Below are 19,096 nucleotides of genomic sequence, written 5' to 3' on the forward strand. Positions count from 1 at the left end.
TACCCTGGCCACCGAGGTCTCCGTGCAGATGGTCTTCTTGGTCGTTGATCCATCTACCGGAGACCTCACCCATCTCCAGACACGACATGCCGACCAGGGACGAGACTTCCTAAACAGGGCCTAGTGCCAGTGCTGGGACGATGATGATCGCGACGACGATGTGGCTAATCGACAGGACGACTTTCGTTGCGGTGGTGCCGTCGCTGATGACGGGGAGGACGAAAGAGGCGATGAGGCCGATCACTGTAAGCGCAACGAACGAAGATCGCGGGCGTCTGGCCCATCGTCGGCACGCTACGGCGAGCGCGGTTCCGGCCACTCCTCCATCCAGAAGCGCCCCGAACGCCATGTTGATCAACGGCATTCGCTCGTACTCGTCCTCGAACACCTCGGTCAGCTCCATCGGCACTCCGGCGGCTCGGGCGACCTCGTACACGAGGACGCTCGCCGCTGCGGCCGCCAGCGCGGTGACCAGGCCCACTCGCCATAACGGCTGGTCGGTCCACGGGCGCCTGTCCGGAGTTGCAGCGTCTGGTGGGTCGGTCATGCGTCCTGCCCTCGGTAGCGTCTGACGGAGCGAATCACACGTAATAGTGAAGTGCACTTCACTATATTGAGGTGGGGCATGGACGTCGAGAGCGCCGAAGTCATGGACCGGCTGTTCGAGTTGGCCGTGGTGCTCGGCGGCATGATGAACCGTCGCCTGGCCGAGAACGGGCTCACTCCCGCCAGGGGTGAGATCATCTGGCTGCTCCACAGCAGGGGCCAGCTCACCCAGCGCGAACTCAGCGACGTGCTCGACTGCACTCCGCGCAACGTGACCGGCCTGGTGAACGCGCTGGAAGACGCGGGCTTCGTAGCGCGCACCAAGCACCCCGCCGACGGGCGCGCGGTCCTGGTGTCACTCACCCCGCGCGGCCGGGCGCTGGCCGCCGGATGGGGGGCCGACCGCGACGACGGCACCGCTCGCCTGCTCGCCGGCATCTCTGAGGCCGAGCTCGCCACTTTCGCCAGGGTCCTCTCCCGCGTGCTCGCTGCACTGCGAACCGCCACGCAAAGGCCGTGACCCCGCCCGTGGGACCTGCGAGCCTGGCCGCACACGAGACCGGCCAGCAGGGGATGCGGACGAAACTGGCCGAGTTCGAAGCCGAAATTCACGGATTGCTACGTGTCTGCCCACCCTTTCCCAGCGACTCGCCGGGGTGCGCGTCGCGGCCTTGTGCGCGGTCAGTCGGTCTCCGTGAGCGTTTGACGCGCCTCGTGTTGAGGCCCGGCCTCGTGATGAGTACCAGGCCGTGCCGTCGCCGGCGTCCAGGCGAATAGCTCCCAGATGCTGGTGGAGCCCGAGCATCCACATCGGCGCTCGGCTTGTGCGCGCTGTGCGCTCGGTCGGCGACGTGCCGGGTGCGGGAGCGTTGTACAAGGCGGAGGCCGCGGTGCGGTTGAGCTGGTGGGACGCCTCGCGGCGGGGATCGTCGTCAACCGGCTGATCAACCCGGGCACGGTGGAGCACTGGGCGGGTTTCTGGCGGGGCGTCCGGGACGCGCTGCACTTCGTCCCGCAAGGCTGGATGAGCGGTTCGCCGGCGTCGTTCTCGGAGCCCCGGGCCGCCGGAGCGGCATTGCAGTCCGTCCGGCCCTCATGGGGCGGGCGGCCCCGGCTGCCCTGCTGAAGACCCCATGGGCTCTCCACCGTGTCGGCGACACGTGAAAACTGACCCCCAGGCGACGGGCGGGTTCCAGTACTTGTCGCAACACTCCCGGTATGTGAAGGGGTGTGGAGTTGGGACGGCGGGGACGCGAGCGGCAACTGGAGATTGAGGACGAGTACTGGAAACTGATCCTCGCTGGTGTGGGGACGGTTGAGGCCTGCCGCCAGGTGGAGATCGGCAGCGACTGGCCGAGCCACATGGAGCGGGGCTGTCGTCTGCGGGCCTTCCACTCCGTGTCTGCGGTGGGATGATCGCCACTGTGGGTGTCCTGCAGTGGATCGTTCAACCCTTAGCGATGATCGTCGTCCTCGCCCTCTACCGGCTCTATTACCGCGATCATGGATGGGCTGGATGGATCATGATCGCGGTCTACGTCCTGGTTCTCTTCGGTTTTGTCGTGGGTTCTCTCGGGTCGCTTCTCGCTGGGGAGTATTTGTTCTTCTATCCCCTGCTCGTGGCGACCGTACTGTGGGCGTTCGTGGTCTGGAAGGTCCTGGGAGGTCTCAGGAAGTAGCTCGCGGCTCCACAAGCGCATGAGGACGGCGTAACGGGGGTGTCCGTAGGCGGGGTTCCCGTGGCCCGGAACTCAGGTGATGGTCGACAGCGGGTGGTGGCGAGCGTAGTTTTCGCGCATGGCGTCCGTTACGCCGCAGCGCGTCGCCTTTGAGGCTGCCCGTGTTCTGGTGACGATCGCCGGGACCGAGCTGTGCTGGTGGGTCTTCGGCGAGGTCAGCCGATGTCTGGGGACGCCCTGGGAGACGCGGCTGATGGAGACTCGGCTGCGCCTGCTGCGCGAGGATGCCTACTACCGCGAAGCCGGGTGCTGGCGCGTTCTGCTGGAGGAGGAGATCAGAGAACATCCCGATGTCTCTGACTGCCTGTACCGGATCGTCAGGAGCGCCGCCCCGTTGCTGGACTGAGGCGCGTCAGGTACGGGTGCGGCCTACGTAAATGTTGCGGGCCTTGTAGTAGGTGTTGGCGGTGGGGCCTGGGCTGCCGGATGAGCCTTCCATTTGCAGGTTGATGATGAGCCACATCGGGTGGCCGACGAAGTCGGCTCCGCGGTGGCGGCAGGGTGGACGCCGCGGCCGCCCCCGCCGTCACGCCGATGGCCGCCGAGTCCGGTCAGGGCCCCGCCGGCACGGGAGCAGAGGCGTGCTCGCGCTGCCAGAGGGACCGGTACAGCCCCGGACGGGAGACCAGGTCCGCGTGGGTGCCGCGGTCGGCGACGCGGCCCCCGTCCAGGACGATGATCTCGTCGACGGTGTCCAGGCCGGTGAGGCGGTGGGTGACGAGGAGGGTCGTCCGGCCCTCGGTGGCGCGGAGCAGGTCGGCGGTGAGCTCGTCGGCCGTCGCGACGTCGAGGTGCTCGGCGGGCTCGTCCAGGAGAAGGATCGGGAAGTCGGCCAGCAGGGCGCGGGCCAGGGCGATGCGCTGGCGCTGGCCCCCGGAGACCTGGGCGCCGTGCTCGCCGACGTAGGTGTCGAGCCCCTGCGGCAGCGAGTCGACCCAGTCGAGGACGCGGGCGCGGCGCAGGGCGTCGCGGATCTCGTCGTCGGTCGCGGCCGGGCGCGCCAGCCGGATGTTCGCGCCGATCGTGGAGTCGAACAGGTGCGCGTCCTGCGCGCACAGGCCGATGACCTTGCGGACGTCGTCCCCGGCCAGAGCGCCCAGATCGACCCCGTTCAGGGTCACCTCCCCGGACGCGGGGTCCAGGAAGCGCAGCAGCACAGAGGTCAACGTCGTCTTGCCCGACCCGGACGGGCCGACGATCGCGCAGCGGCGCCCCGGCACGAGCTCCAGGGAGACGCCGTCGAGCGCGTAGGGCGCGGTCGGCGTCCACCGGGCTCGCAGGTCCTCGACCTTGAGGGTGTACGGGGCGGCGGGCAGCGGCGCCGGGTCGGCCGGCTCCCGGACGGGCGCCGGCGCGTCCAGGACGGCGAAGATCCGCGCGGCCGAGCGCCGGACGCGCTGCAGGCACTGCGCGGCCGTCGGCAGCCCGGCGACCACCTCGAACGCGGCGAGCGGCAGCAGGACGATCACCGCGAGCAGCACCCCGTCGAGCGCGCCCGAGCGGACGGCCGGGACGCCCGCGGCGAGTGCGCCCCACACGGCCAGCCCGCCGGCGAGCGCGGAGATGGCCGCGCCGAGCCCGGCGGTGGCGGCGGAGCGGGCCGTGGCCCGGGTGAACTCGCGGTCGAGGCGGGCGGCCTCGGCGAGCTGGGCGGGTGCTGCGCCGTAGGCGATGAGTTCCGGTGCGCCCTGGAGAGTGTCGACGATGTGGGAGGCCAGCTCGCCGCGCAGGTCGGTCGTCCGGCGTTCGGCCCGGCGCGCCGTCACCGACGACAGCCACGGCGCGGCGACACCGGCGGCCAGCAGGGCGGCCAGCAGGATGACGCCCGCGGACGGGAGCAGCGCCCAGGCGACCCCGACCGACGCGCCGCCGACGACTGCGGCGACCGTGCACGGCAGCAGCACGCGCAGGAAGAGGTCCTGGACGGCGTCGACGTCCGCGACGAGCCGGTTCAGCAGGTCGCCGCCGCGGAACGCGGGGAGCCCGCCGGGCGCGAGCCGCTCCAGCCGCTCGTACACGCGTGCGCGCAGGTCGGCCAGGATGCGGAAGGTCGCGTCGTGCCCGGTGAGGCGCTCGATATAGCGGAACACGCCGCGGCCGAGCCCGAACGCGCGGACGGCCACGATCGCGACCATCAGCGTCAGGACGGGCGGATGCTGCGCGGCCCGCGAGATCAGCCACGCGGAGGTCGCCATGAGCCCGACCCCGCTGCCGAGCGCCAGAACCCCGAACAGGACGGCCAGCAGCAGCCGTCCCCGGGCCGGGCGCGCGAACGTGATGAGCCGCAGGATCACGCCCCCCGCCGGGCGGGAGGTTTCACGTGAATCAATGAGGGTCATGCCGGCACCGCCGCGGGATCGACTCGGATGATGCGGTCCGCCAGCGGCAGCAGCGTCGGGCGGTGCGCGACGAGGACGACCGTGCGGCCCGCCTTCAGCCGCTCGACGGCGTCGATGACCGCGGCCTCGCTCTCCATGTCCAGGTTCGAGGTCGGCTCGTCCAGGAACAGCAGCGGCGCGTCGCGGAGGAACGCGCGGGCCAGGGCGAGGCGCTGGCGCTGGCCCGCCGACAGGCCGGCGCCGCGGTCGCCGAGCGGGGTGTCGAAGCCCGCGGGCAGCGCCTCGATGAACGGGAGCGCGTTCGCGGCCTCGGCGGCGGCCCGCACCTCCGCCTGGGACGCCGAGGGGGAGCCGAGGCGGATGTTCTCGGCGACCGTCCCGGCGAAGAGGTACGGGCGCTGCGGCACCCAGGCGATCTGGGCGCGCCACGCGTCCGGCGAGAAGTCGGACAGGTCGTCCCAGTCGATCAGGACGCGCCCCGAGTCCGGCCGGACGAACCCGAGCAGCACCGACAGCACCGTCGACTTCCCGGCCCCGCTCGGCCCCATCAGCGCGACCGTCTCCCCGGGGTGGACGGTCATCGAGAAGCCGGCGAGCGCCGGCCCCCGGTCGTAGGCGACCGTCACCCCGTCCAGGCGGAGGGTCGCGCGGGAGAGGTCGGGGAGGTCCGAGCGCGTCCCGGTGACCGGCGGCGGCGTTTCGAGGACCTCGAAGATCCGGGACGCGGCGGTGAGGCCCTCGACGCTCGCGTGGTACTGCGCGCCGACCTGCCGCAGCGGCAGGTACGCCTCCGGCGCCAGGATCAGCACGAGCAGCGCGGTCTCCAGTCCCAGCCCGCCCTCGACCAGCCGCAGCCCGATCGACACCGCGACGAGCGCGACCGACAGGGTCGACAGCAGCTCCAGCACGAGGGCCGACAGGAACGCGATCCGCAGGGTCGACATGGTCGCGCGCCGGTGCCGGTCGGTGACCTCGCGGATCTTGTCCGCCTGCGCCCGCGCCCGGCCGAAGATCTTCAGCGTGGGCAGCCCGGCGACGACGTCCAGGAAGTGCGCGGCGAGGACGGACAGCGTCCGCCACTGCCGGTCCATCTTCCGCTGCGTGGTGAGCCCGACGAGGATCGCGAAGACCGGGATGAGCGGCAGCGTCGCCGCGATCGTCACGGCGGACAGCCAGTCGCCGAGCAGGATCCGGAACCCGACGGCCGCCGGGACGGTCACCGCGAGGACGAGCTGCGGCAGGTAGCGGGAGAAGTAGTCGTCCAGCGCGTCGATGCCGCGGGTGGCGAGGGTGGCGAGCTCGCCGCTGCGCTCGCCGGACAGCCAGCGCGGCCCGAGCGCCAGCGCGCGGGCGAGCAGCCGGCCGCGCAGCTGGGACTTCACCGCGGCGGACGACCGGTGCGCGGCGACCTCCTGCAGCCAGGCGACCAGCGTCCGCGCGAGGACGACGGCCAGCAGCAGCACCAGGGGCGTGCGCAGGCCGGCGAGGGTGGCGCCGCCCAGGAACGCCCGCGTGAGCATGTCCGCCAGCAGCGTCGCCTGCGCGATGATCAGCCCGGCGGTGGCGGTGCCGAGCGCCACGGACGACAGCAGGAACACCCGCGTCGTCCGGGCGTACTTCAGCAGCCGGGGGTCGAGGGGTTTCACGGCACCGGCTCGGTCTGCTTCGGGGCGGCCGGGATGTGGGAGGTGCTGATCCGCTTCCGGAACACCCAGTACGTCCACCCCTGGTAGACCAGCACGATCGGGGTGAACACCGCCGCGACCCACGTCATGATCTTCAGCGTGTAGCCGCTGGATGCGGCGTTCTCGGTGGTCAGCCCGCCGGAGCCGAGCGTGGACGGCATGACGTCCGGGAACAGCGCGGTGAACAGGGTGGCGACGGCGAGCACGATGGCGGCGCCGGTGCCGGCGAACGCCCAGCCCTCGCGTCCGCGCCGGTTGGCGGCGGCGGTGAGCAGCAGCCCGGCGGCGGCCCCGCCGGCGGTCAGCCAGGTCACCGGCTTGCCGTGCTGCACCTGCGTGATCAGCAGGAAGGCGCCGCCCGCGGCGACGGCCGCGGCCACCGCGACGGTCGCGACGCGCCGCGCCTGGACGCGGACGTCGCCGGACGTCTTCAGCGCGAGGAACACCGCCCCGTGCAGGACGAACAGGATCGTCGTGGTGAGCCCGCCGAGCAGCGCGTACGGGTTGAGCAGGTCGCCGAGCGTCCCGGCGTACTCGTGCGAGGCGTCCAGCGGCACGCCGCGGACGATGTTCGCGAACGCGACGCCCCACAGGAACGCGGGCAGCAGGCTCCCCCAGAAGATCGCCCTGTCCCAGCGGGCGCGCCACCGCGGGTCGTCCTTCTTGCCGCGGTACTCGAACGCGACGCCGCGGACGATCAGCGCGAGGAGGATCGCCAGCAGCGGCAGGTAGAAGCCGCTGAACAGGGTGGCGTACCACTCGGGGAACGCGGCGAACGTCGCGGCCCCGGCGACGATGAACCAGACCTCGTTGCCGTCCCAGACGGGCCCGATGGTGTTGATGAGGACGCGCCGCTCGACGTCGTCGCGGCCGAGGACGGGCAGCAGCATCCCGACGCCGAAGTCGAATCCCTCCAGGAAGAAGTAGCTCGTCCACAGGAAGGCGATGACGATGAACCAGACGGTGGTGAGTTCCATGACCGGCCCCCTCAGTAGGCGAACGCGAGCGAGCGCTCGTCGGAGTCAGAGTCGGAGTCGGACGGCGGCGGGGGCAGCACCTCGTCCTCGGACGGCGGCCCGGCCTTGGCGTACTTGAGCATCAGCCCCGCCTCGATGACCATGAGGACGCCGTACAGCGCGGTCAGCGAGATGACGGAGATGAGCATCGACGCCGGCGACACCCCGGGCGAGACGCTCGCGGACGTCTTCAGCACCCCGAACACCGACCAGGGCTGCCGTCCCATCTCGGTGAAGATCCAGCCGGCGGAGTTGCCGATGAAGGGCAGCGCCAGCGACAGCACGCCGATCCGGTACACCCACGGGTTGGCCGGCAGCCGCCCGCGGCGCAGCAGCCACAGCCCGGCGAGGGAGACGAGCGCGGTGAGGATCCCGACGCCGACCATGATGCGGAAGTTCCAGTAGGCGACGGGGATGTTCGGCCGGTAGTCGCCGGGCCCGTAGCGCGCCTCCTCGGCGGCCTGGACGTCGTTGATGCCCTTGACCTCGCCGTCGAAGGTGCCGGTGGCGAGGAACGACAGGACGCGCGGCACCTTGATCCCGAAGATCTCCTCGTCGCCGTCCAGCGTCCCGACGGTGAACAGCGAGAACGACGCGGGCTGCTCGGTCTCGTAGAGGGCCTCGGCGGCGGCCATCTTCATCGGCTGCTGGTCGGTCATGACCTTGCCCTGGACGTCGCCGGTGATGGCGACGCCGATGGAGGCGATCGCCGTGACGACGAGGGCCAGCTTCAGGGACGGGCGAAACACCTCGATGTTCTTGCGGCGGGCGAGGTGCCAGGCGCTGACGCCGGCCATGAACAGGCCGCCGGTGACGAACGCCGCCGTGATCGTGTGCGGGAACGCGACGAGCTGCGTCGAGTTGGTGAGGACGGCCCAGAAGTCGGTGAGGACGGCCCGGCCGGTCTCGTGGTCGACGCGGTAGCCGACGGGGTGCTGCATCCACGAGTTGGCGGCGAGGATGAAGTACGCCGACAGCAGCGTCCCGATGTGGACGAGCCAGATGCAGGCGTTGTGGAGCTTGGCGTTCAGCCGGTCCCAGCCGAAGATCCACAGGCCGAGGAAGGTCGACTCGACGAAGAACGCGAGCAGGCCCTCAATGGCGAGCGGCGCGCCGAAGATGTCACCGACGAACCGGGAGTAGTCACTCCAGTTCATCCCGAACTGGAACTCCTGCACGATGCCGGTGACGATCCCCATCGCGAAGTTGATCAGGAAGAGCTTGCCCCAGAACTTGGTGGCGCGCAGATACCGGGTCTTGCCCGTCCGCAGCCACGCCGTCTCCAGCCCGGCGACCAGCGCGGACAGTCCGATCGTCAGCGGGACGAAGAAGAAGTGGTAGACGGTGGTGATCCCGAATTGCCACCGTGCGATGTCGACCGAGTCCATGGCCCAGATGCCTCTCCGACTCAACTACTACAAGCTGTAGTACTACAGCCTGTCAGAAATACTACGGCCTGTAGTACTACGAACCGTCGTAACATCGCTCACAGCGGGCGACCGGGCCCGGAGACGGCGGAAGCCCGCGTCCGGACGTCCGGGCGCGGGCTCCGCGGGGGTCGGTTCGTCAGCCGCGCGGCACGGCGCAGCCCGGGCGGTCGAAGTCGATCACGCTGCCGGGCGCGATGCAGGCGCCCAGGATGTAGGTCTCCTGCGCGTACCCGATGTGCGGGCGCACCGTGATGTTCCCCGCCTCGTCCACCTCGCAGGGGTTGTTGAGCGTGCAGCGGCCGCCGTCCTCGTTGATCGTGTTGTTCACGGCGATGACCTTGCCGGACGCCGTGTCGATGACCGGCGACCCCGAGGTTCCGCCGATCACGTCGCACGAGGACGTGTAGCGCACCGAGTCCTTCCACGTCCACTGGCTCTCGCGGAGCCGGTAGGCGAACCCGTCGAGGCTGCACGAGTACATGCGCCGCCAGTACCCGGAGACCACGCGCAGGTCGGCCCCGGCGGTCGGGTGGTCGAGCGACAGCCGCAGCGCGGTGGTGCCGTAGTTCCGCTCGATCGCGGCGTAGCTGGTGTTGAGCCGGTAGAGGGTCACGTCGGTGTCGGTCATGGTCGCGTACAGCATCCGCGACGCGCGCAGCCGGCCGAGCGTCCCCCGGCCGTCGCGGCTGAGGAGCGTGAACGTGCGGTTCGACGGCCGGTTCGTGATCACCTGTCCGGCGGACGGCATGCCGCCCTCGTAGCAGTGGCCGTTGGTGAGCACGAGCGCCGGGTCGCCGTCGGCCGCGGCGGGCGTGCGCACCAGCGAGCCGGAGCAGTTGCTCAGCGCCACGATCCCGGTGAAGTCGACGGCGACCTTGGGCGGCGCGGGCGCGGCGGACGCGGTGGACGCGGCGGCGGCCGGCGTCCCGATCCCGAGGAGGGCGGCGACGAGCACGCCCAGGATGCGTCTCTGCATGGCGGGGGGTCCTCTCGGCGGGGCAGCGGGGCACGGCGCCCGGCGGGGGCGAGCACCCGGGAGCACAGCGGCACTCGGCGCCGGACGCGCAGCGCGATGGTAACCGCGGCCCCGCCCCGGGGAAAGGAGCCGCTTCCAGCGACCTGCGGAAACCCGAAAAATAGGGCAGGTATTGCCAAACCGGGCTGCGCTCCGCGCGTCCGGATCACCCCGCCCGCACCCTGGACGGCGCCTCTGGACTGCGCTCCATGGAACTGAGGGACGCGGCGCGCATGATCCTTTCGGAGTCGGCGGCGCATCCGGAGCTGCTCCGGGTGACCGGCAGGGGAGCACCGGACGCGGAACGCCCGTGGGACGAGATCGTCCCCGGCTTGTGGATGGGCGGGCACCGCTACGCCCCGCCGTCCGGCGAGCTGACGCCCGCGATCGTGGCGGACGAGTTCGGCGTCGTCATCAGCATGCACCGGCAGCGTGTTCGTCGACTACCTGACGACCGGGCTCGACGGCTTCTCCGCGGACGGCGGCCTCACGTGGCCTCCGTGGCGCGGAAGGTGCGCCGGTAGGCGGACGGCGACGTCTTCATCGCCCGGACGAAATGGCGCCGGAACGTCGCCGGGCTCTCGAAGCCGACGGCCGCGCCGATCTCCTCGACCGGCGCCGTGCCCTCCTCCAGCAGCGGCAGCGCGGCCAGGACCCGCTGGCCGATGACCCAGCGGAGCGGGCTCGTCCCCGTCTGCCGCCGGAAACGCCGGATGAAGGTGCGGGGCGAGAGGCACGCCTCGCGCGCCATCCGCGCGACCGTGATCGGCTCGGCGAGGTGCGCCAGCGCCCACGACATGCTGCGCGCGACCGGATCGTCCTCCTCGGGGAGGTGCACGGCGGCCTCCACGAACTGCGCCTGCCCGCCCTCCCGGTGCGGCGGGACGACGAGGCGCCGCGCGACCATGTTCGCGACCCGCGCGCCGTGGTCCTTGCGGACGAGGTGCAGGCACATGTCGAGCCCGGCGGCGCTGCCCGCCCCGGTGAGCACGTCGTCGCCGTCCACGTAGAGGACGTCCGGCGTCACGCGGACGTCCGGAAAGCGGCGGCGCAGCAGGTCGGCGTACCGCCAGTGGGTGGTGGCCTCGCGTCCGTCGAGCAGGCCGGCGGCGGCGAGCGCGAACGCGCCCGAGCAGATGGACACGACGCGGGCGCCGCGCGCGTGCGCCTCCCGCAGCGCCGCGACGACCTCGGGCGGCGGGTCCCGCCGGACGTCCGGGACGGCGACGACCATCACCGTGTCCGCGGACGCGAACGCGTCCAGCCCGTGCTCGGCCGCCATCGTGAAGCCGCCGACGGCGCGCATCGGGCCGCGCTCGAGCGAGCAGACCCGCAGGTCGTACCAGGGGATGTCCAGCTCCGGCCGAGGGAGCCCGAACACCTCGACGACCGACCCGAGCTCGAACGGCGCCATCCCGTCGAACGCCAGCACCGAAACCGTGTGCCGCCGCCCCGGGGAAGTGACGATCATGGCGAGATCTTAGCGATGCCCGACATTCACGCCACTCCCGCAGAGCCCGCGCGCACACGAAGATCGGTCGCATCCACGAATGAAGGAGCCCCGGATGAACACCGTCCCCAAGACCCCCGTCCCACCGGACACTGCCGGCGGCGGGTCCGCCGTCAATGCCGTCCCTGCGGCGAGCCCCACGGAGGCGCGGTCGCATTTCGCCCGGCGGCTGGCGTTCGAGACCGACGTGTCCGATGTCGCCGCGGATCTGGAGGCCGGGGCGGCCGGCATCGTCGTCGTCGACACCCGCAGCGCGGAGAGCTGGGCGCAGGGCCACATCCCCGGCGCGATCCACCTGCCCACCGCCGAGATCGCCGAGCGCGGCGACGCCGCCGTGCCGCCCGGCGCGACCGCCGTCGTGTACTGCTGGGGGCCGGGCTGCAACGGCGCGCAGAAGGCGGCGCTGGAGTTCGCGAAGCTCGGGCGCCCGGTCAAGGAGATGATCGGCGGGTTCGAGTACTGGGCGCGCGAAGGGTTCCCCGTCGAGACCGGCGGCGGCGCCGTCACGCGACGCTCCCCGGACCCGCTGACGGCTCCCGCGGCGGGCGCCGCGTGCGCCTGCTGAGACGCGGTTGACGCATGTTCCAGGCGGGACGGGGCATAAGGAGGCACCCCGGCGACGTTAGACTCTACGAATCACTCTTCGGCGCCACCACGGCGTCAGGCTCGTCCTTGCAGGCCGCGCGGAACGCGGTGCCTCCCGAGACGTGCCCCCCTCTCGGAAGGTAATGCGTGACCACAGCTGCCGCTGAACAGAACCCGTCCATGCCCGCCATCGCGGACGAAGAGCGGGTTCCCACCTTCGCCGAGCTCGGCATCCCGCCGGTGCTGGTGAACGCCCTGGCGCGCCAGGGCATCGAGGCCCCCTTCCCCATCCAGGCCGCCGCGATCCCCGACGTCATGGCGGGACGCGACGTCCTCGGGCGCGGCAAGACCGGCTCCGGCAAGACCCTGGCGTTCGGCCTGCCGCTCCTCACCCGCCTGTCCGGCCGCAAGGCCGCCCCGAAGCGCCCGCTGGCGCTCATCCTCGTGCCGACCCGCGAGCTCGCCCAGCAGGTGCAGAACAACCTGGAGCCGCTGGGCCGCGGCCTCGGGCTGCACTTCAAGACCGTCATCGGCCAGACCTCGATGTTCAAGCAGATCGACGCGCTGCGCCGCGGCGTCGAGGTCCTCGTCGCCACCCCCGGCCGGCTGAAGGACCTGATGCGGCAGGGCGCCTGCGACCTGTCCGACATCGAGATCGCCGTGCTCGACGAGGCCGACCACATGGCCGACATGGGCTTCTTGCCCGACGTCACCGACATCCTGGACGCCGTCAAGCCCGGCGGGCAGCGGCTCCTCTTCTCCGCCACCCTCGACAAGGACGTGGACGTCCTGGTCAAGCGTTACCTCGACGACCCGGTGACGCACGCGATCGGCCCGGTGGACGAGCCCGTCGCCACCATGGACCACCACCTCCTCCTCGTGGCGCCGAAGGAGAAGAGCGCCATCACCGCGGAGATCGCCAACCGCGAGGGCCGGACGATCCTGTTCGCCCGCACCAAGCACGGCGTCGACCGGCTCGCCAAGCAGCTCGTCCAGGTCGGCGTCCGCGCGGCCGGCCTGCACGGCGGCAAGAGCCAGGGCCTGCGCACCCGCACGCTCGCCGAGTTCCGCGAGGGCTCCATCAGCGTGCTGGTCGCCACCGACGTCGCCGCCCGCGGCATCCACGTGGACGACGTGTCGCTGGTGATGCACGTCGACCCGCCCGCCGACCACAAGGACTACATGCACCGCGCGGGGCGGACCGCCCGCGCCGGGGAGCGCGGCACCGTCGTCACGCTCGTCCTGCCGCACCAGGTGCGCTCCACGTCCGCGATGACGCGGCGCGCCGGGATCAACGCGCCCCGCGTCCGGGTCAGCGCGGGCGACGCCGAGCTGGTCAAGCTGACGGGCGCCCGCCCGCCGTCCGGCATCCCGATCGAGGGCCCGATCATCCCGGAGCGCCCGCGCCGGGAGAACCGCGGCCGCCAGGGCGGCGGCCGCCGCCGCGGCCCGCGCGGCTACGACCGGCAGGACGGCCGGCGCCGCGACGGCGACTCCGGCCGGGGCGAGCACCGCGCCTACTCCGGCGGCGACCGCCGGGGCGGCCCCCGCACCGGCTCCCCGTCGCACGGCGGCCGGCGCAACGACCACCGCCCGGCCCGCCACAACTGACGAGCACCGAAGAGCCCCGCCCACCCGGCGGGGCTCTTCGCTTTCCCGCGCGGGCCAAGGGCGGACGCGGAACGGCCCCGACCGCAGCCGCCCGCACCGATGTGCCCGAGCGGCTGGAGCACGCGATCTTCGTGAGGACGCCGCCGGCCACGGGCGGGCGAGGAGCGGCCTCGACCGCAGCCGCCTGCACCGGTGTGCCGGAGCGGCCGGTGCAGGCGATCTTCATGAAGACGCCGCAGGGCATGGGCGGGCGAGGAACGGTCCCGACCGCAGCCGTCCGCACCCGTGTGCCGGGGCGGCCGGTGCACGTGATCTTCATGAAGACGCTGCCGAGGGTGGACCGTCCCGGCGCGGCCGTGCCGATCGGCGAGCGGGACGTCTGCTCGCCGGCTGCCTCGTCTCGCCGTCCGTTCGCCGTGCTCGCCGGCGCGGACGGGCGTTGCGGACCGCGCAACCCGCGGGCCGGTCAGCCGGCCTCTTCCTGGAGCGGTTCCGGTTCGGGCGCCGACTCCTCGCGGAGCTTGTCCTGGAGTATCTGCAGGCCGTCCAGGCCGTTGACGGAGAGGGCGGCCAGCTCGTCCAGCGACATCAGCGGGTCGTTGCGGAGGGGCGGCTGCCAGCCGTTCTCCTTGTCGTGGCTGCGCAGGATCTTCGCGGGGACGCCGCCGATGACCGAGTGGTCGGGGAACTCGCCGCGGACCACGGCGCCGCCGGCGACGGCGACGTTCCGGCCGAGCCGGGTGCCGGGGAGGATGATCGCGCCGGTGCCGATCCAGCAGCCGTCGCCGATGACGACCGGGTTGTTCTCCGGCCACTGGCGCCCGATCGGCATGTGCAGATCGCCGTAGGTGTGGTTCTGATCGGTGATGTAGACGTTCGGACCGGTGAAGACGTCGTCGCCGATGTCGATGGACTGGTGCCCGACGATGTGGGTGCCGCGACCGAGGGAGCAGCTCGCGCCGATGCGGACGATGACGTCCGGGCCGAGGTCCAGGCCGGGGACGAACCCGGCGGAGATCGTGACGTGCGTGCCGACGAGGGTGTGGTCGCCGATCGAGATCCACGGCTCGCCGTAGATGGAGCCGATGGGGAAGCCGATGCAGGCGCCCTCGCCGAGATAGGCGAACTTGCGCCGGCCGGGCGTGTGCGGGGTGATCTCGCCGTGCCGCTGGACCCATTCCCAGGTGCGGTGCACGGCCGCGTGCATGCCCTGGCGTGCCCGCCGCCGGACGCGGGCCGCCAGCACCTGCCCGATCGAGCGCTTCGGCGACATGGCGTTACCGTACCGGGTGGTAGCCATCCCCGTGCACGGCGGAGGGCCCGGCCGGAACGACCGGGCCCTCCGCTGCTTCGCGCTAGTGCGGCGAATGCACCTGACCGTCGACATCGGCGCCGGAGACCGTCATGGAGTCGGCCGAGGTGGCGTCCTCCGCGTGCTCACCGGAACCCTTGGTCATGTCGCGGATGACGCCGCGCCGTGTCGCCACCGCGCCGGCCACGCCGACCGCGGCGACCGCGGCGATCATCGCCATGAGGGCGCCGCGGCCGGGCCCGCCCCGCCTGGGGGGCTCCACCCGTCCGGCGGCATCGCTCAGAAACGTGCTCACCCGCGGAGCGAGCCCGGACTCCACGTACCGGGCCGCCTGCCGGAGCCTCGGTGCGCTCCAGCCGCGGACGGCCATCAGCCGCTCCTCCGCGACGGGCGCGATCCGCTCCGCCGCGCCGGAAGCGCTCTGCCGGCACATCTCGGCGCCCTGCCGGGCCGCTTCCTGGACGCGGCCGAACCGGGTGAGAACTTCCTCCTGCGGCTTCCGGCGGATACTGATCATTAGGGACACGCTAACCTCCCTGTTTGCGAGGTCCTGCCATGCAGCCTTCCCAGCGTTCGGAAGGTAAACCCCGTTTGCGTGACCACCGGTTCACGCCGGGTAGTCGATTCGCGCATGGCCGAGACCGTAACGTGCAGAACTCAGACATCCACCTCATGAGGAGGCGGCCAGCGTGGCCAACGAGATCTTCGCGACGCTCAACACGTCGCTCGGCAGGATCGTGACCCAGCTGTACCCGGAGCAGGCGCCGGAGACGGTCGCGAACTTCGTCGAGCTGGCGGAGGGCACCCGGACCTGGACCGACCCGCGCACCGGGCAGAAGACCGACGCCCCGCTCTACAACGGGACGATCTTCCACCGCGTCATCGACCAGTTCATGATCCAGGGCGGCGACCCGCTCGGCACCGGCACCGGCGGGCCCGGCTACGAGTTCAAGGACGAGATCCACCCCGACCTGAAGTTCAACCGCCCGTACCTGCTGGCGATGGCGAACGCCGGGCCCGGCACCAACGGCTCCCAGTTCTTCATCACGCTGGACGTCGGGCACTCCCGGCACCTGACCGGCCGGCACACCATCTTCGGCAAGGTCATCGAGGGGACCGACGTCGTCGACCGGATCGGCAAGGTCCCGACCGGGCGGATGGACCGGCCGCAGCAGGACGTCGTGCTGGAATCGGTGACGATCGAGCGGCGTTAGTCGTTGCCACAGTGAGACCCCGCGGCGGGTGACCGCCCGCATCGGCCCACGGAGCCCCGAATGAGCACAGAGCCCAGTCCCGCCTCCGAGACCTCGGTCCCGACCTGCTACCGGCATCCGGGGCGCGAGACGTACGTGCGCTGCGTCAGGTGCGACCGCTACATCTGCCCCGACTGCATGCGGGACGCGGCGGTCGGGCACCAGTGCGTGGAGTGCGTCGCCGAGGGCAACCGGGGCGTCCGCCGGGCGGTGCCGCGGACGGCGCTCGGCGGGCGCGCTCCCGCGTCCGCCGTGCCGGTCGTCACGTACACGCTCATCGGCGCGTGCGTGGTGGCCTACCTCGCCGAGCTGGCGTCGTGGCGGGTCGTCTGGGAGTTCATGATGCTCGGCCGCGCCGCGCTGCCCGACGGCAGCGTCGGCGGGGTCGCCGAGGGCGAGTGGTACCGGCTGTTCACCACGATGTTCCTGCACCAGCGGGGCGGGACGTTCGGCATCACCCACATCCTGTTCAACATGTGGGCGCTGTGGGCGGTCGGCCCCGCGCTGGAGCAGCTGCTCGGACGGTGGCGCTACCTGGCCCTGTACGTGCTGTCCGGGCTGGGCGGGTCGGTGCTGCTGTACCTGGTCGGCCAGCCGAACGACTCGGCGGTCGGCGCGTCCGGCGCCATCTTCGGGCTGTTCGGGGCGTACTTCGTGATCGGCCGCAGGCTGGGCGGGCCGGTCGGCCCCATCGTGGTGCTGCTGGTGATCAACCTGGTGATCACGTTCTCGGTGCCGGGGATCTCCTGGCAGGGGCACGTCGGCGGGCTCGCGGTCGGCGCGCTGCTGGCCGCCGCCTACGCGTACGCTCCCGCCGCGCGGCGGCGGCTGTTCCACATCGCGGCGCCGGTGCTCACGTTCGTGCTGCTCGCCGCGCTGGTGGTCCTGCGGACGGCCGAACTCAACCCGTCCCTGTAGCGGCGCCGCCGGGCGCGCGGATCGGACCTGTGGAAAGACCCTGTGGAAAACCTGGGGAAGGCGGGGTGGGAGATCCCCAGCCTGTGGATAACTTACCGTCAGCGCCAGCGGGTCGACAGGATCACGCCGAGGATGATGGCCGCGAAGCCGATCCCCAGGTTCCAGTTGTGCAGGTCGGTCATGACCGGCACCTTCGTGCCGGTGCTGGCCGTCACGTAGAAGACGGCGATCCAGGCGAGGCCGATGAGCCACAGCCCGACCATCGTGGGCACGAGCCACCGGGGGCTGACCTCGGGCGCCTTGGACTTCTGCGGAGGCGTGTAGACGGCCTTCTTACGGACTTTCGACTTGGCCACGGTTGGATCGATCTCCTCGGGCGTCCGGCGGCCGGAGCGCCGGACCGCGCATGGGTGCTTTGTCGGTTAGCGTAGTCGCTGGTGAGCACTGACTGATGAGCAATGTACGGCGTCCTGCGTGGGGAAGCATCATCCCAGTTCTCACGCTCCTCGCGGGGACCCTGTTCGCGGCGAGCGCGAGCACGGCCCGCGGCACGAGCCTGCGCGAGCAGGGCCGGACCGACGTCACCGGGCTCATCGCCGCCGAGCAGCAGCGGGGCCGCGAGGAGCGCGCCGAGTACCGGCGGCTCCGCGACCAGATCGACCGTATCTCCCGCGAGGCCGGACGTCACGACGCGCGTGTGAAAAGTGCACGGGCGGAGGCCGACCGGCTCGCGGCCGCCGCCGGGTTCACCCCGCTGACCGGCCGCGCCGTCCGCGTCTCGCTGGACGACGCGCCGCTGCCGAAGACGGAGGACCTCCCGCACGGCGTCCGCCCCGACGACCTCGTCGTCCACCAGGGCGACGTCCAGGCCGTCGTCAACGCGCTCTGGGCCGGCGGCGCCCGCGGGATGCAGATCATGGACCAGCGGGTGATCTCGACCAGCGCGGTGCGGTGCGTGGGCAATACCCTGATCCTCCAGGGCGTCGTGTACTCCCCGCCGTTCCGGATCACCGCCGTGGGCGACCCGGACCGGCTCCGCGCGGCGCTCGGCGCGTCCCCCGAGATCGCCGTCTACCGCAAGTACGTCCGCGCGTACGGGCTCGGCTACTCGGTGCGGACCGTGGAACGCGCCACACTGCCGCCCTACACCGGCAACGCGGCGATGAAGCACGCTACGGTGCCGCCGGGCGCCGGGGGCTGACCCGGCCGCGCCCGGCCGGCCACGGAAGGAGGAGGACGCGCGTGCGGACGGTGATCCGTGGCCTGGGCGAGCTGTGCATCACCGCCGGCCTGATCGTCATGCTGTTCGTCACCTACGAGCTGTGGGGCACCGGCCGGTACACCCAGGGCCAGCAGGACCGCCTCCACGACGAGATGCTGAACGGCTGGAAGAGCGGCAAGGTCACCACCGAGCGGGTGAAGCTCGGCAAGGGCCTCGCGATGATCCGCATCCCCCGGTTCGGCAAGGACTACCACTTCGTCGTCATCGAGGGCGTCGACCGCGACGACCTGCGCAAGGGCCCCGGCCACTATCCCGGCACCGCGCTGCCCGGCCAGATCGGCAACTTCGTGGTCTCCGGGCACCGGACGACCTACTCCGCCCCGTTCAACCGGCTCGGCGAACTCGACCGCGGCGACGAGATCCTCATCGACACCCGCGACGAGCAGTACGTCTACAAGGTCACCGACCGCAGGATCGTGAAGCCGTCGGCGACGGAGGTGACCGCGCCGGTCCCGTTCCACCCGAAGCGCAGGCCCACCGAGCGGCTCATCACGCTCACCACCTGCCACCCCAAGTACTCCGCCGCCGAACGGATGATCATCTTCGGGAGGCTGGCCGAGGCGCTGCCCCGCGTGCGGCCCCCCGCGAAGACCGCCGCGCAGCCCGCCGCGCAGCCCGCCGGAAGGTAGGAGGTCCCGTGTACGCCTGGATCTGGCGCCGTCTCCCCGGCGCGTGGCCTACCAAGACCGCGACCGCGCTCGGCATCGTGCTCGCGGTCGCCGCCGTCCTCTGGTACGTGGCGTTCCCCCGGATCGAATCCAAGATCCAGTTCGACCACGGCGTCGTCCAGACCCCCGGCCCGTCAGCCTCCCCGACCCCCGGCTGACGTGCCGAGAAAAATTCGGTTGAAATCCG

Annotated in this window: 22 protein-coding genes; 12 read left to right on the forward strand and 10 right to left on the reverse strand. The window is 71.7% G+C overall.

The window, feature by feature from the left end:
* Positions 1 to 109: 109 nt before the first annotated feature.
* Positions 110 to 547, reverse strand: a complete 438-nt coding sequence (locus ABTW95_RS02630) for a DUF6069 family protein (protein WP_500223896.1) — start codon at positions 545 to 547, stop codon at positions 110 to 112.
* 78 nt (positions 548 to 625) lie between these two features.
* Here ABTW95_RS02630 and ABTW95_RS02635 point away from each other — a divergent pair, with 78 nt between their 5' ends.
* The 4 genes from ABTW95_RS02635 (at position 626) to ABTW95_RS02650 (ending at position 2,631) form a co-directional block, all read left to right on the forward strand.
* Entirely contained in the window at positions 626 to 1,066 is a 441-nt protein-coding gene (locus ABTW95_RS02635) for a MarR family winged helix-turn-helix transcriptional regulator (RefSeq protein ID WP_396452889.1), read from the forward strand.
* 384 nt (positions 1,067 to 1,450) lie between these two features.
* Positions 1,451 to 1,672 carry a hypothetical protein gene (locus ABTW95_RS02640; protein ID WP_500223900.1) on the forward strand — a complete coding sequence of 74 codons (222 nt, stop codon included), beginning with the start codon at positions 1,451 to 1,453 and terminating at the stop codon, positions 1,670 to 1,672.
* Positions 1,673 to 1,970: 298 nt separating this feature from the next.
* Positions 1,971 to 2,225, forward strand: a complete 255-nt coding sequence (locus tag ABTW95_RS02645) for a hypothetical protein (RefSeq protein ID WP_500223903.1) — start codon at positions 1,971 to 1,973, stop codon at positions 2,223 to 2,225.
* 118 nt (positions 2,226 to 2,343) lie between these two features.
* On the forward strand, positions 2,344 to 2,631 hold the full coding sequence (locus tag ABTW95_RS02650) for a hypothetical protein (RefSeq protein ID WP_500223906.1): 288 nt from the start codon (positions 2,344 to 2,346) through the stop codon (positions 2,629 to 2,631).
* A 205-nt stretch (positions 2,632 to 2,836) separates the two neighbouring features.
* Here the strand turns inward: ABTW95_RS02650 and cydC are convergent, their stop codons facing one another.
* The 5 genes from cydC to ABTW95_RS02675 form a co-directional block, all read right to left on the reverse strand.
* Positions 2,837 to 4,579 (reverse strand): thiol reductant ABC exporter subunit CydC, encoded by a 1,743-nt coding sequence (gene cydC / locus ABTW95_RS02655; protein WP_500223908.1) that lies wholly within the window; start codon positions 4,577 to 4,579, stop codon positions 2,837 to 2,839.
* A gap of 41 nt (positions 4,580 to 4,620) precedes the next feature.
* On the reverse strand, positions 4,621 to 6,270 hold the full coding sequence (gene cydD / locus ABTW95_RS02660; protein WP_396448139.1) for a thiol reductant ABC exporter subunit CydD: 1,650 nt from the start codon (positions 6,268 to 6,270) through the stop codon (positions 4,621 to 4,623).
* Positions 6,267 to 7,286 carry a cytochrome d ubiquinol oxidase subunit II gene (gene cydB, locus ABTW95_RS02665; RefSeq protein WP_396448138.1) on the reverse strand — a complete coding sequence of 340 codons (1,020 nt, stop codon included), beginning with the start codon at positions 7,284 to 7,286 and terminating at the stop codon, positions 6,267 to 6,269. Before cydB ends, cydD begins: the two co-directional genes overlap by 4 nt.
* Before the next feature lie 11 nt (positions 7,287 to 7,297).
* Positions 7,298 to 8,713 (reverse strand): cytochrome ubiquinol oxidase subunit I, encoded by a 1,416-nt coding sequence (locus tag ABTW95_RS02670; RefSeq protein ID WP_396454278.1) that lies wholly within the window; start codon positions 8,711 to 8,713, stop codon positions 7,298 to 7,300.
* Positions 8,714 to 8,891: 178 nt separating this feature from the next.
* Positions 8,892 to 9,731: a S1 family peptidase gene (locus ABTW95_RS02675; RefSeq protein WP_396448136.1), complete on the reverse strand. Its 840-nt coding sequence runs from the start codon at positions 9,729 to 9,731 to the stop codon at positions 8,892 to 8,894.
* Between the two features lie 248 nt (positions 9,732 to 9,979).
* Between ABTW95_RS02675 and ABTW95_RS02680 the strand changes: the two genes are divergently transcribed.
* Entirely contained in the window at positions 9,980 to 10,294 is a 315-nt protein-coding gene (locus ABTW95_RS02680) for a hypothetical protein (RefSeq protein WP_500223911.1), read from the forward strand.
* On the opposite strand, the gene ABTW95_RS02685 is transcribed toward ABTW95_RS02680, so the two are convergent.
* Complete coding sequence (locus tag ABTW95_RS02685) at positions 10,258 to 11,241, reverse strand: helix-turn-helix domain-containing protein (RefSeq protein ID WP_500223912.1); 984 nt, start codon at positions 11,239 to 11,241, stop codon at positions 10,258 to 10,260. The genes ABTW95_RS02680 and ABTW95_RS02685 overlap by 37 nt on opposite strands.
* 94 nt (positions 11,242 to 11,335) lie before the next feature.
* On the opposite strand from ABTW95_RS02685, the gene ABTW95_RS02690 reads away from it, so the two are divergent.
* Together ABTW95_RS02690 and ABTW95_RS02695 are read left to right on the forward strand one after the other, a co-directional pair.
* A complete protein-coding gene (locus tag ABTW95_RS02690) occupies positions 11,336 to 11,845 on the forward strand; it encodes a rhodanese-like domain-containing protein (protein WP_396448133.1) in 510 nt (169 codons plus the stop codon).
* A gap of 167 nt (positions 11,846 to 12,012) precedes the next feature.
* Positions 12,013 to 13,476 carry a DEAD/DEAH box helicase gene (locus tag ABTW95_RS02695; protein WP_396454277.1) on the forward strand — a complete coding sequence of 488 codons (1,464 nt, stop codon included), beginning with the start codon at positions 12,013 to 12,015 and terminating at the stop codon, positions 13,474 to 13,476.
* Between the two features lie 466 nt (positions 13,477 to 13,942).
* Here ABTW95_RS02695 and ABTW95_RS02700 read toward each other — a convergent pair whose 3' ends face one another.
* Both ABTW95_RS02700 and ABTW95_RS02705 read right to left on the reverse strand, forming a co-directional pair.
* The gene (locus tag ABTW95_RS02700) at positions 13,943 to 14,749 is read right to left on the reverse strand and encodes an acyltransferase (RefSeq protein WP_500223919.1); all 807 of its coding nucleotides are present in this window, start codon (positions 14,747 to 14,749) and stop codon (positions 13,943 to 13,945) included.
* An 82-nt stretch (positions 14,750 to 14,831) separates the two neighbouring features.
* A complete protein-coding gene (locus tag ABTW95_RS02705; protein ID WP_396448130.1) occupies positions 14,832 to 15,305 on the reverse strand; it encodes a hypothetical protein in 474 nt (157 codons plus the stop codon).
* Positions 15,306 to 15,477: 172 nt separating this feature from the next.
* Here ABTW95_RS02705 and ABTW95_RS02710 point away from each other — a divergent pair, with 172 nt between their 5' ends.
* Positions 15,478 to 16,002, forward strand: a complete 525-nt coding sequence (locus ABTW95_RS02710) for a peptidylprolyl isomerase (RefSeq protein WP_396448129.1) — start codon at positions 15,478 to 15,480, stop codon at positions 16,000 to 16,002.
* A gap of 60 nt (positions 16,003 to 16,062) precedes the next feature.
* Positions 16,063 to 16,959, forward strand: coding sequence for a rhomboid family intramembrane serine protease (locus ABTW95_RS02715; protein WP_396448128.1), 897 nt, complete (start codon positions 16,063 to 16,065; stop codon positions 16,957 to 16,959).
* Positions 16,960 to 17,057: 98 nt separating this feature from the next.
* Here the strand turns inward: ABTW95_RS02715 and ABTW95_RS02720 are convergent, their stop codons facing one another.
* Positions 17,058 to 17,315, reverse strand: coding sequence for a cell division protein CrgA (locus ABTW95_RS02720; RefSeq protein ID WP_396448127.1), 258 nt, complete (start codon positions 17,313 to 17,315; stop codon positions 17,058 to 17,060).
* Between the two features lie 95 nt (positions 17,316 to 17,410).
* Here ABTW95_RS02720 and ABTW95_RS02725 point away from each other — a divergent pair, with 95 nt between their 5' ends.
* From ABTW95_RS02725 to ABTW95_RS02735, 3 genes are read left to right on the forward strand one after another with little or no spacing between them, the layout of a single operon-like run.
* The gene (locus tag ABTW95_RS02725) at positions 17,411 to 18,160 is read left to right on the forward strand and encodes a DUF881 domain-containing protein (RefSeq protein WP_500223929.1); all 750 of its coding nucleotides are present in this window, start codon (positions 17,411 to 17,413) and stop codon (positions 18,158 to 18,160) included.
* 41 nt (positions 18,161 to 18,201) lie between these two features.
* The gene (locus tag ABTW95_RS02730; RefSeq protein WP_500223931.1) at positions 18,202 to 18,870 is read left to right on the forward strand and encodes a class E sortase; all 669 of its coding nucleotides are present in this window, start codon (positions 18,202 to 18,204) and stop codon (positions 18,868 to 18,870) included.
* Between the two features lie 8 nt (positions 18,871 to 18,878).
* The gene (locus tag ABTW95_RS02735) at positions 18,879 to 19,067 is read left to right on the forward strand and encodes a hypothetical protein (protein WP_500223933.1); all 189 of its coding nucleotides are present in this window, start codon (positions 18,879 to 18,881) and stop codon (positions 19,065 to 19,067) included.
* Positions 19,068 to 19,096 lie beyond the last annotated feature (29 nt).

It is taken from the genome of Spirillospora sp. NPDC127506 (genome assembly GCF_040302145.1).
Taxonomy (GTDB): domain Bacteria; phylum Actinomycetota; class Actinomycetes; order Streptosporangiales; family Streptosporangiaceae; genus Spirillospora.